General features: G+C 59.8%; 14 protein-coding genes. 10 read left to right on the top strand and 4 right to left on the bottom strand.

Going from position 1 to position 11,157, the window contains the following annotated elements; all coding sequences use genetic code 11:
• Window positions 1-181 precede the first annotated feature (181 nt).
• Together J3481_RS13650 and J3481_RS13645 are read left to right on the top strand one after the other, a co-directional pair.
• A complete protein-coding gene (locus J3481_RS13650) occupies window positions 182-883 on the top strand; it encodes a response regulator transcription factor (RefSeq protein WP_206830959.1) in 702 nt (233 codons plus the stop codon).
• On the top strand, window positions 880-2,652 hold the full coding sequence (locus J3481_RS13645; protein WP_206830958.1) for an ATP-binding protein: 1,773 nt from the start codon (window positions 880-882) through the stop codon (window positions 2,650-2,652). Before J3481_RS13650 ends, J3481_RS13645 begins: the two co-directional genes overlap by 4 nt.
• A 157-nt stretch (window positions 2,653-2,809) precedes the next feature.
• Here the strand turns inward: J3481_RS13645 and J3481_RS13640 are convergent, their stop codons facing one another.
• Window positions 2,810-3,277 (bottom strand): helix-turn-helix domain-containing protein, encoded by a 468-nt coding sequence (locus J3481_RS13640; RefSeq protein ID WP_328702048.1) that lies wholly within the window; start codon window positions 3,275-3,277, stop codon window positions 2,810-2,812.
• A gap of 167 nt (window positions 3,278-3,444) precedes the next feature.
• On the opposite strand from J3481_RS13640, the gene J3481_RS13635 reads away from it, so the two are divergent.
• Complete coding sequence (locus tag J3481_RS13635; protein WP_236011717.1) at window positions 3,445-4,107, top strand: SIR2 family NAD-dependent protein deacylase; 663 nt, start codon at window positions 3,445-3,447, stop codon at window positions 4,105-4,107.
• Between the two features lie 59 nt (window positions 4,108-4,166).
• A complete protein-coding gene (locus J3481_RS13630; protein ID WP_206830955.1) occupies window positions 4,167-4,541 on the top strand; it encodes a hypothetical protein in 375 nt (124 codons plus the stop codon).
• Window positions 4,542-4,548: 7 nt separating this feature from the next.
• Here J3481_RS13630 and J3481_RS13625 read toward each other — a convergent pair whose 3' ends face one another.
• Window positions 4,549-5,199: a PrsW family intramembrane metalloprotease gene (locus J3481_RS13625; RefSeq protein ID WP_206830954.1), complete on the bottom strand. Its 651-nt coding sequence runs from the start codon at window positions 5,197-5,199 to the stop codon at window positions 4,549-4,551.
• A 68-nt stretch (window positions 5,200-5,267) separates the two neighbouring features.
• Between J3481_RS13625 and J3481_RS13620 the strand changes: the two genes are divergently transcribed.
• The 3 genes from J3481_RS13620 to J3481_RS13610 all read left to right on the top strand — a co-directional run bounded on the left by J3481_RS13620 (window position 5,268) and on the right by J3481_RS13610 (window position 7,087).
• Window positions 5,268-6,089 carry a DUF2797 domain-containing protein gene (locus J3481_RS13620; RefSeq protein ID WP_206830953.1) on the top strand — a complete coding sequence of 274 codons (822 nt, stop codon included), beginning with the start codon at window positions 5,268-5,270 and terminating at the stop codon, window positions 6,087-6,089.
• Between the two features lie 35 nt (window positions 6,090-6,124).
• Entirely contained in the window at window positions 6,125-6,295 is a 171-nt protein-coding gene (locus J3481_RS13615; RefSeq protein WP_206830952.1) for a hypothetical protein, read from the top strand.
• 90 nt (window positions 6,296-6,385) lie between these two features.
• Entirely contained in the window at window positions 6,386-7,087 is a 702-nt protein-coding gene (locus J3481_RS13610) for a S1C family serine protease (RefSeq protein WP_206830951.1), read from the top strand.
• A gap of 40 nt (window positions 7,088-7,127) precedes the next feature.
• Here the strand turns inward: J3481_RS13610 and J3481_RS13605 are convergent, their stop codons facing one another.
• Window positions 7,128-7,484, bottom strand: a complete 357-nt coding sequence (locus J3481_RS13605; RefSeq protein WP_206830950.1) for a hypothetical protein — start codon at window positions 7,482-7,484, stop codon at window positions 7,128-7,130.
• A 103-nt stretch (window positions 7,485-7,587) separates the two neighbouring features.
• On the opposite strand from J3481_RS13605, the gene J3481_RS13600 reads away from it, so the two are divergent.
• Complete coding sequence (locus J3481_RS13600) at window positions 7,588-8,313, top strand: class I SAM-dependent methyltransferase (RefSeq protein WP_206830949.1); 726 nt, start codon at window positions 7,588-7,590, stop codon at window positions 8,311-8,313.
• On the opposite strand, the gene J3481_RS13595 is transcribed toward J3481_RS13600, so the two are convergent.
• A complete protein-coding gene (locus J3481_RS13595) occupies window positions 8,310-9,017 on the bottom strand; it encodes a metallophosphoesterase (RefSeq protein ID WP_206830948.1) in 708 nt (235 codons plus the stop codon). The genes J3481_RS13600 and J3481_RS13595 overlap by 4 nt on opposite strands.
• A 192-nt stretch (window positions 9,018-9,209) precedes the next feature.
• On the opposite strand from J3481_RS13595, the gene J3481_RS13590 reads away from it, so the two are divergent.
• Together J3481_RS13590 and J3481_RS13585 are read left to right on the top strand one after the other, a co-directional pair.
• Window positions 9,210-10,610, top strand: coding sequence for a DEAD/DEAH box helicase (locus J3481_RS13590; RefSeq protein WP_206830947.1), 1,401 nt, complete (start codon window positions 9,210-9,212; stop codon window positions 10,608-10,610).
• A 69-nt stretch (window positions 10,611-10,679) separates the two neighbouring features.
• Complete coding sequence (locus J3481_RS13585) at window positions 10,680-10,853, top strand: hypothetical protein (protein WP_206830946.1); 174 nt, start codon at window positions 10,680-10,682, stop codon at window positions 10,851-10,853.
• Window positions 10,854-11,157: the final 304 nt, after the last annotated feature.

Raw genomic sequence — 11,157 nt, 5'->3', positions numbered from 1 at the left:
CCACGCCCCCGGGGTTTTGGGGGGGCCCAAAACCTCCCCGGGCCCCGCCCCCCCCTTTCCCCCACCATCACTTTTACCCCCCCGGGGGGGGGGGGGGGGGTCCCCCCCCCCCGGCTGCATTGTTTGCCAAACGTTTCTGGCCGTATAATGGGACGGAAGGTTCATCGGCGGAGGTGGAGGCATGGCGCAAACGCGGATTTTGGTCGTGGACGACGAGGAACGCATTCGTCGGTTGGTTCGCATGTATCTCGAGCGAAACGGTTTTGAGGTCGATGAGGCGGCGGATGGCCGAGAGGCCCTGAACAAAGCGCTGAGCCAGGCGTACGCGTTGATTATCCTGGATCTCATGCTGCCCGGGATGGACGGACGGGACGTGTGCGCCCAAATTCGCCAACACAGTAACGTGCCTATTATCATGCTCACGGCGGCGGGCGACGAGGCGAATCGCGTGCACGGCTTCGAACTTGGCGCGGATGATTATGTGGTCAAACCGTTCAGCCCGCGCGAACTTGTGTTGCGTGTGAGGGCGATGCTCAAGCGCACCGGAGAAGTCGAGTACGGCCGCAGTGCCATGCAAACCCTCACCTTCCCTGGTCTCGAGATCCAGATCGATGCGCGCCGCGTGGAAGTCCAGGGGCAAGAAGTGAACCTGACGCCGAAGGAGTTCGATCTTTTGGTGTATATGGCTCAGCGTCCCGACAAGGTGTTTAGTCGGGAAGAACTCCTGAGAGATGTTTGGAATTACCAATTCTTTGGGGACCAGCGCACCGTGGACACGCACATCAAACGGCTGCGCGAGAAACTGGGGCAGGTGTCCCCCGAGGTCAGTCGCTACATCGTCACGGTTTGGGGCGTCGGGTATAAGTTCGAGGTGGCCTCGTGATTCGCAACAGCATCGTAGCCAAGATGTGGCTGACGATCGTCGGCATGGTGTTTGTCATTCAAGCGCTCCTGTCTGTCTTGTTGCAACAGGTATTCAACAAGTACATCGTCAGTCGCGAAGAGGCGAGCCTGACCCAGCTCGCGTTGACCATTGAATCCGTGTTGTCGACAGGGGCGGCTCGCTCCGTGACGGAGCAGGTAGCGAGCGACATCGCCAAACGCGTCGAACGGGCGTCCGTCGTGTATGGAATTCCGTATACGTCCAATTCGTCGCTTCAAGCGGCGTACGGTGCGATGACCCAAGCCCAGCGCCAGGCGCTGTCTCGCGGTCAACCTGTCGCGTTGCGCACGGCCAGCGGAAAGGTCCAACGGCTGACCGTGTATGTGCAAATTCCAGCGAGAGGGCATGGCCTGCCCGGCATGCTGGCCGTCTCTCAGGATACGAGTGTGCTGGACGAGCCCTTGCGCGAGATTCGAAACATGGTCCTCTTCGATACGGTGCTTGGTGTGATTTTGGCGACGGGTTTCGCATTCGTCATTTCCAAGAACCTGTCTCGCCCGTTGGTGGACATGACGCGGGCGGCCGAAGAAATGGCGCGCGGTCACTATCGTCAGCGCGTGCGCGTCGTGACCACGGATGAGGTCGGAAGGCTCGGGCACACCTTCAACGCGCTCGCCCGCCAATTGGCGGAAACCATCGAGCAGCTCTCGATGGAGCGAGAAGGGCTTCAACGCATTCTGTCGTCGCTTCAGGACGGCGTGGTCGCCACCGATCTCGATGGCCGGGTTGTCTTGGCCAATCCGCCTGCCAGGCGCCACTTGCGCCACCTCTCGGTCGCCGAGCGAGGCGTCGTGGACGAAGAACGGCTTCCCGACCGCCTCATGAGTCTCTGGGTGCGGGTTCGGGAACAGCAGGATGCGGTCTATCGAGAGGACACGTGGGACGGCCGCACCATCGCCATCACCATGCTTCCTCTCTACGAGGCGGACGGCGTGACCTTGCGCGGGTCATTGTGTGTGCTTCGCGATATCACGGAGGAGCGACGCCTGGATCGGCTGCGCAAGGATTTCATCGCCAACGTTTCGCACGAGTTGAGAACGCCGCTCAGTATGCTGCAGGGATACACGGAGGCGCTCCTGGACGACATCTCGGACGATCCCGACATGCGACGCGAACTCACCGAGATCATCCACGATGAGACGCTCCGAATGAAGCGGCTCGTCAACGACCTTTTGAATCTCGCCCAATTGGAAAGCGGCCAGTTCAAATTGCACTTTTCCCGCATTGACCTCACGCAGGTCATGAGGCGGGTCGCTCGCAAGTTTCAAGCACTTGCGGGAGACGAAGACGACCTGTCGTTTGAGGTCTCGATCCCGGCCCTTCCGGTCATGATTGACGGAGACGAAGATCGCCTGGAGCAGGTCTTCACGAATCTGCTCGACAATGCATTTCGGCACACGCCGAAGGGCACCATTCGATTTGAACTCGACATTCGCCATGACTACGCATACGTGCGCGTCGCCGACACCGGCAGCGGTATTCCGGAAGAAGATGTGCCCTACATCTTCGAGCGTTTCTACAAAGCGGACAAGGCGCGCACTCGGTCTCGGTCGGGCACAGGCTTAGGTTTGGCCATCGCCCGCCAACTTGTCATCGAACACCGAGGAGAAATTCTCGTTGAAAGCCGCTTGGGTGAGGGTACCACGTTTACCGTCGTCCTGCCGCTCGCGCCACAGGATGACGAAGATCAAGGGGGAAGCGCTTTGTGACCTGGGTCTACTATTCGAGGTTGTTTGAAACGAAGTTCCAGGCCTCTTGTTTTTTGGCCCGTCTTGAGGACGCCGAAGGGGCGCCCTCAAGCAAAGGCCAGTACATTTCGGTTTTTCAGACACCGAGCGGCCGATACGGCGTCAAGATGCTTTTGTGTCAAGACTTATCTTCCGAATCCGACCGATGCTCGAAGTAGCGCAGCCTCGTGAGCAGATTCTTCTTTTGGGCCAGCACGTCGATCAACTGCCAGAGGAAAGTGGCCTCTTCCTTGGATAACAGGCTCATCCGATGTGCCGCTTCCAAATAGGGAAAGGATTCCTCGTTCAGAACAAAGTGTTGCAAAGGCGTCGGCAATTCGTACACCGAATTGCGCATTCGCTTCGGTTCGTAGGTCATGTCGGGATCGCATAAAACCTGAAGAGGCACTCCAAGCGCGTCTGCCAAACGCTTCGCGTAATCCAACGAGGGGCGGCGCTTGTCGCGCTCAATGGATGAGATATGGGGCGTGGACACCCCTGCTCGCATCGCCAGTTCTTGCTGTGACCACCCGCGGCTCTGCCGAATCGCTCGAATGCGCGCGCCGAATGAATCCTTCATCACGGTCTCCTCCCTGAAACCCAGCATGATTTCGATTCACGGACAATGTAGCAGCGCTTCACCTTCATTGTAAATGCAAAAATGGGAATAAACTTTACTGATATGTATGAGCTCTCTGCATCACCTCGGAAAGGATTTGTTAAATGTTATACTACTGTTCTGGTAAACCATCTGCCAAGAGGGTTCGTCGACATTTGTGGACTTGGCCGAAGTCTCACCTGGTTGCCCTCACGGGTGCAGGGATCAGCGTGGAGAGCGGCTTGCCGACGGTGAACGATGTGGTGGCAGGCATCCCTCTTCGCATCCTGTTTCAGCCATCCATCTGGAGAGAACAGCCTCTGCAGGCGTTTCAGGCGTTCCGAGAGATGGCGAGGGAGTGGCAGACCAAGCGGCCAAACCGGGCGCACCTGGCGCTGGCGCGGGCGAGGGTACCGGTGATTACACAGAACATCGACGGGCTGCATTGGGCGGCCGGTAGTGAGCACGTCATCGAGCTGCACGGCAACCTGCGGGAGTTGAGATGCAGGGCATGCGAAGGCATTTTCCAATCGGAGCTGGCTTGGGACGAAGCGTTGCCCAGGTGCCCGACATGCGGTCACGTGCTTTGGCCTGGGTTTGTGCTGGAAGGGGAACAGGTGCGGCATATCGCCCGCGCGATGGAGTGGGTGGCGGCTGCCCGCGGATTGCTGATCGTGGGGACGGAGCTGCACATGAAGCCCGTACGCACACTGTATGAAGTGGCCAAAAGGAACAACCTGGAGATTGCGTGGGTGGTCGATCACGCGGAGGATTGGGTCCCTTGCCTGGTGGGTGAGCGCGAGCGCGTGGATTCTCATTTTCAGCCGGGTGAAGTATAGTAACAGAAGCGGTGAAGCATAGACGGCAGTGGACGTTGTGGCAAAGTCGAGGGGATTTTGTGGAATCGGACAAGGTGCATTATGTGCTGGTGACGGATCGCAGCCGCAAGGCCAAGCCTGTCCGCCAACTGTACGAGGCCGTCTTGGCGGACCGCGCAGAGCCTGCGAGTCTCGAGATCTGCATTGGGGAGATTCGCGGACAGGGCGGGGTCGAGTTGACCGAGCGACATCGCCAGCGCGTGCTGAGTTTGCGCTTGCAGGACGAGCACATGAGCCCGTACTTTCAGACGAACATGAATCTGTTCCAGCTTTTGATGCTGGACGAGCGCACGGAGATGAGCATCTACCGCGCGCAGCGCGCCTGGCTGCTCGTGTTTCGAGGCGTGGCGACTGGGCCGCGCCCCTTCGGCACCCAGGGCTACGATCTCCGGTGAATCGAACTTATCGAGCGAAGGATGGCCGCCGCACGCGCCGAAGGATCTGGATGCTGTACTCGCACAGAAGAAACAGAACGCCCGCCAGCACGAAATCCGCGATGAGCGATCCCGCAAGCGCAAACGTGTCATAGATCCCGTGGGCGATGGCCGGCGCGATGTAACCCCACGCCCGTGAGGTGCGGAGAAAGCGCGCGCGAGCGAACTGGTATCCCATGACCACGGCGAACATAAAGTGCCCCGGCACGGCGGTGACCGCCCGAACCACCGCGGTCCAAAACCCGGAACTCGTCACATAAAGGACGTTTTCCACGGTTGCAAATCCGAGTCCGATGGCGCACGCATACACGATGGCGTCGACAGGGGCATCGATGCGGCCGCGATCGAGCACGGTCCGTTCGAACACGGCGGCTTTGAGAAACTCCTCCACCATGCCGGCGACAAAGAAGGCCGTGGCCAAGAGCCCGGGCCACGTGGAGGGTTGAGTGGAGGCGTGGTCCAAGAGCGCGCGCTCGATCACGCCCGCAGGCAGGACCACGAGCGCTCCGAGCGCGAACAGCTTTGCAATCTCCCGCTTGGGCTCGGGATGAAGTTTGTCGTAGGTGTAAATCAGCGCGAGGAGCAGAAGCCCAGGGAGGACAGCGAGCGCGATGTACATTCGGCACTCCTTCTTTCTTGGGATGGTCGCGTGAAGCGGTTGTAGTGTTTCGTCTGGGGGGCTGTTTTATGTTGCTGACAGGGGACCTGCGCGAACTGGAACCGACGTTGGAGGTCCCGGTCTCGTACAGCGTCCGATTGGTCTGTCCTGAAGGGCCCTGCTTGGTGCCCATTGCTGTGGGTGATACGCTCATCCTGCGGTGGACGGGCGTTCTTCGCTGCGTCGCCTGCGGGCGGCAGGTGAAAAAGCTCTATCAAAACGGATACTGTTTTCCTTGTGTGCAGACGCTGGCCGAATGCGACCTGTGCATCGTGAAGCCGCATGAGTGCCACTTTCATCGGGGCACCTGCCGCGACGAACGGTTTGCCGCCGAGCACTGTATGGTACCGCACTATGTATACGTCGCGTGGAGCAGTGGTTTCAAAGTCGGCATCACTCGAAAGGGACGCCAGATCAAACGCTGGATCGATCAAGGGGCGATGGAGGCAGCCGTGATCGCCGAGGTCCCGAACCGGAAGACGGCCGGAGATCTCGAGGTTCACATCGCGCAATCCATGGCGGACAAGACGAATTGGCGCAAGATGCTCCGGGATGAGACGGGGCCGGACCGCCCGCTTGCGGAGGTCGCGCGTGAAGTGCAGGCGTCCGTGGACGACGTCTATCGTGCCTATCTGGTTGACGAGGTGCAGCCGAAGCGCCTCGAATACCCGCGGCAGCCCGGCTTCACGGTCCAGCTCACCTCGCTCGCGTTGAATGCGGACGAGCCTGTGGGCGGCGTGATCCGCGGGATGAAGGGCCAGTACCTGATGTTTGACGACGGCGTGTTGAACGTGAAGCGATGGGCGGGACATGAGATTGTCCTGGAGCACCAGAGCGCCTCATGTTCTTGAACCAAGGGGGCAAACTAGGCGCGGAGGGGGTAGGGATGACCTGGATTTACGAAGCGCGGCTCTACGATTCCAAGGCCGTCGCGATGTACGTGGCCATGAACCTGCGGGATTCCGGGGCTCGTGAGCGGCTGGATGCGTCGTCGGTTCAGGTCTATCGAACGCGGCGCGGCAACTACGGCGTGCGATACCGCCCGTTGGACGCGTAGGCGCATTGCCGCACGCAGGGTCTCCTTGGCGAATACAATGAACAGCGCATGGTGGATCGGCCTTTGATCCCGCCAAGGGGTGATCACAGGATGAAAAGGACCCATTCCACGCCGGGGAAGCGAGCCGCGGGGCTTCATCTCCCCAATTTTGTCCGGCTTGTGGAGCGATACAAAAAGTGCGTCGTCGGCATTGAAGTCATTCAAACCCCCTATCGCGATCGCGCCCTCTTTTTTCCGTGGGAACGGCCTCTGCCCAGAGAAGGGCGCGCCGCCCTCAACATCGGAACCGGGTTCATGTTCCACCCCAAGGGCTACATTCTCACCAATGAGCATGTGATCGCGGAAGCGGATCGGATCATGCTGAGGGTCTTCGGGCGCAAAGACCTGGTGGAGGCCGATCTCGTGGGGCGCGATCGCAAACACGATATCGCGGTGCTGTGGGCGAACATCCCCGTGCCCTCCCCCGTCTTGCGGCTTGGTCACAGCAAAGATGTGCAGGTCGGGGAGTGGGTGGTGGCCATCGGCTCGCCACTCGGACTCGATCACACGGTGACGGTCGGGATCGTCAGTGCGAAAAACCGGCCGCTTCAGATTGGGGAGCGGGAATATCCCAACCTCATTCAAACCGATGCCGCCATCAATCGCGGCAACAGCGGCGGCCCACTCATCAATTTGCGAGGCGAGGTGATTGGAATGAACACAGCCGTCTCGCAAAGCTCCCAGGGAATTGGCTTTGCCATTGCAGCGGATGTGCTTCGGCAGCGCGTCAAGGCGATTCTGGGGGACGCGTGATGTCCCCGGCATCGCAGGCCGAGCCGGGCGTGCGACACCTTCATTCGGGCGGGCGACCGTCTTGGACATGGCGGCGCAGGTAGAATCGCTGCCGAGGGCTTTGTTCGTACCAAGCGCGGACGATCCGGCGCGCGGTCCATGCCGTCCGCGGCAGGATGTGCGCGAGTTCCTCCGTGACATCGATCAATCGCACATGGTGTCCTTGGATCTCCAGCCCGTTTTCGAGATCGCGCCACGGGTGACGGGCGCACGTGGAGCGCCAGAAGTTGTGCATGCCGCCTTCGCTGTAGATGTGCGTCTGTCCGTTCTCGAGGAGCAACACAAGCGCCGAGGGGAGAAACATCACATCACCGGGCGACTCCAAGCGAGCCTCATAAACTCGAGCGATCGGCGTCACGTGTTTTCCTCCTTTGTGGCCACTCTATACCCGTTCCGCGGTCTCCGCAACCGCCCGGCCCGGTGCCCGTCGCCTCGCGTACGATCACGAAGGGGAATATGCCGTGGACTACCTAGACGCGTTGGGTCGGGCGCAAGTGGAGAACGCGCATCCCGGAGGCCTGGCTTTGACCGAGTGGTGGCTTCAGCGCGTGCCATTGCGAGAAGGGGCGGCGGTGCTCGACGTGGGGTGTGGCACGGGCGCGACGGCGCTTCTGTTAGCCGAGCGAGGCATGCGTGTGACCGCGCTTGACGTTCGAAAGGCGATGGTGGAACGATTGCGCGATCGCATGCAACAGGCGGGCGTGACCCTGGACGTCGCAGTGGGCTCAGCGGACGCGATGCCATGGCCCGCTGCATCGTTCGATGCCGTGATCGGCGAATCGGTCCTGGTATTCACGCCGATTCCCGCTGTGCTGCGAGAGGTGCGCAGGGTCTTGAAACCAAATGGCTTCGCGTTGTTTGTTGAGATGGTGGCCCCGACAAACGCGCCGCCGGAATGGCACGAAGAGGCTTTGCGCGTATATGGCGCCAAGGAAGTCCCCACGCTCGAGCGATGGCATCAGCACTTTGTCGCATCTGGGTTTCGGCCCGCCGTCCTGCGCTTCGGTTCGGTGTTCGATCTCGCGCGCGACGCAGCGGGTTTCGGAGACCCGGGCGGTCTGGACGCGCATGCTCTCTCGGATCACGAAGTTCTCCGTGCGCTTGGCGAGCATCTTCTGTGGATGGAGCGTTTCGGCAAGACGCTCGGGTACGGCGTGTTCTTGCTCTGGCCACGCCCGTGCGTTTAGTGGGGCAGCCATTCGTCCGGCACTCGCCAGGGCATGAATTGAAGATAGTCGCAACTCACCAGTTGGTATCGAACGCCGTCAACCTCGCCGTTGAACGCAAAGCGGTGCGCCGGTCCGTGCAGGTGGCCGTACACACAGCCGCGGACGCCGTAAGCGGCGAGCAGTTGGTGAAACGGTGAATCCGGGTGACTTGGATCGACGGGCGGATAGTGCATGAGACACAGAATCGGCTTCGCCTCTTTGACCGCCGCTTTCAGCGACAGTTCGAGCCGTAGAACTTCCCGCTTGAGGATGGGCTCATCCTGTTCGGGCGTGAACGAGGGGTGATGCGGAAGGGTCCACCCGCGCGTTCCCGCGAAACATACCTCGTCCAGCACGAGACAATCATTCTGCAGCGCGTACGTACGCTCAGGGAGTGCTCGACGAACTCGCTGAATTCCACCCCACCAGTAATCGTGGTTTCCCCGAATGAGCACCTTTCGTCCAGGCAGGCGCCCGATCCACGCCAAGTCGGCCGCCGCCTCATCAAGCTTCATCGCCCACGAAATGTCGCCAGGTATCAGGACGACGTCGTCGTCGTGGATGTGCCGACGCCAGTGGTGGGCAATTTTGTCCGCATGGTCTTGCCATTCGCGTCCGAAAACGTCCATCGGTTTGCTTTCTGACATATCCAGGTGCAAATCTGCGATCGCGTAGATGGCCACGGCGGTTCCCCCTTGACCGTTCCATGATATCACACCTGTCGGACAAGGCCGAGGAGGTGTGAGCGCACTTTGCCCGAGCGTGCGTTTCTCTCCTCTGCGTGATCGACGCCGGCGTGGAGAACGTGTTCAATGAACGCTTGGGGGATGTGCAGGCGGAGAACGTGTTCACGGAGCGTTTGGGGGGGGATATCGATGTGGACGGAAGAACAATGGGACGTGATCGCGCCGAAACATGCGTCGTCCGTCGTTGTGGCGGGTCCTGGAAGTGGGAAGACGACGGTCATGACGGAACATATGGCTCAGAGGATTGCCGGGGGATGGACGCCTGCACATCGCATTCTCGCGATGACGTTTACGCGTCAAGCCGCCGAACACATGCGGCAAAAACTTCGCGGACATGAGCGCCTTCGGACTGTGGACGTGGAGTCTTGCACGATGGGGACCTTCCACGCCGTGTTCTTTCGCGCGCTGTTGGAAGCGGATGTGGATGTGTATCCAGTGCTTTCGCAGAGGGAGCAGTATGCCGTCATGAGGGAGGCGATGGTGGAGGTCCTGGGGGAACGGCGTGCGGTGAGCATGCATGAGGTGCAATCGTGTCTGACGGCATATAGTCGCGCCGTGGGAGCTCAGACGCTGGAAGGGTTGGACCGGCGAATGAAGAAGATTTTGCGAGCGTACGACCAGAAAAAACGCGCGATGAATCGCTGGGATCACGACGACATCCTGATGGCGTCGCTCCGGCTGTTTCACTCGCCCGCGGCCTCGAAAGGTCGCCTCTTTCAGATGGAATATGTCCTCGTGGACGAGTTTCAAGACACCAATGAGCTGCAATGGGTACTGTTCTCGTCGCTGCTCGAACGGAACGGGGCCCTGGGATTCGTGGTTGGGGACGACGATCAATCCATTTATGCGTTTCGCGGAGCGTCTCCGGTGTTCCTCCAGCGAGCCGCGAAATCTTTGCCACATGCCCAACAATATCTTCTGACGTTCAATTTCCGATCCGACCGCCTCATTTTGCGACGCGCCGCATCGCTCATTCGCCATGTGAGGGAACGTGTGGACAAGCCTCTGCGGGGGGTGCGCGATGCGGACGGCATCTGCCGGGCGTATCAAGTACGAGATCGCGCTGAACAATGGCGACTTGCCGCATATCTGTTGCAGCATGCGGCAAGTCGCAACTTTTCCTCTGCGGTGTTAGGCCGGACGCGAAATCAACTGGCTGCTGCATGGGCAGCTTTGCGACGACTGCTCGGGACGGATGGAGAGAACGTCGTTGGCCGGCCAGAGTTCCGCACCTTTCACGACAGCAAGGGAAAAGAGTGGGATAGCGTGATCTTGCTAGACATGGCCGTGTCCTGTGTTGCGAACCTGAATTCGGACGAGGAGAGGCGCTTGCTGTACGTTGCGATGACAAGGGCGCGACACGAGCTATATGCGCTTGTTCCGAGAGTGATGGATGGAATTCCGAAATGCGTTCACCCATTCTTGTTGGAGGCAGGGATAGGGGTGGAACAACTCCACGGCGGCGACGAGGAACGGGATCTGGGTTCGAAATTGGGTGAAAAATCGCTGGACTTTTCGGGGTGTAACTAATACAATGTAAATCAAACGAAACTGTTATATATCATCTGTTCTACATCAAACCTCGGGGGAGTGGTGAAGATGACGAGGAGTCATCTGATCAAGGGTGGGGATTTGGAGTTGCACGAAGGCGTGGCGTCGGATCAAACGACGTTCTATCCGCCGGGAGAAGGTAAGCGAGACTTTGCCGATATGGAGAACAAGCGGTGGGTTCAGGAGCGCCTTTTGGACTATTATCACGGCAGCCGGGGTTAAGGGTGGATACCGTACTCCGTGAAACGCGCCTGGGAGAAGGGATGCCGGGGCGCGTTTTTGTGTTTGTGCGAACTCGTCGTAAACGGCGGTGCACTTCGAAACAGGTGTGGCCATGGTAACCTTCTGGCTTTCAACGGAACGCCCAGCTTCCATTTTCATCCCCTTGACACACAGGGGGCAGGGGTGATAGTATCATTCTCGCCGCCCGCGAGGCGGCGCGAAAGCCGCGGGATACCGCGGGGTCGCTCCTTGAAAACTAAACACACAAGACCACCAAGCCCGTGAGTCTTGACGACCACGAAGT

The sequence above is a fragment of the Alicyclobacillus fructus genome (assembly GCF_017329605.1).
Classification (GTDB): Bacteria; Bacillota; Bacilli; order Alicyclobacillales; family Alicyclobacillaceae; genus Alicyclobacillus; species Alicyclobacillus fructus.
This window is presented reverse-complemented; position numbering and strand designations above follow the sequence as displayed.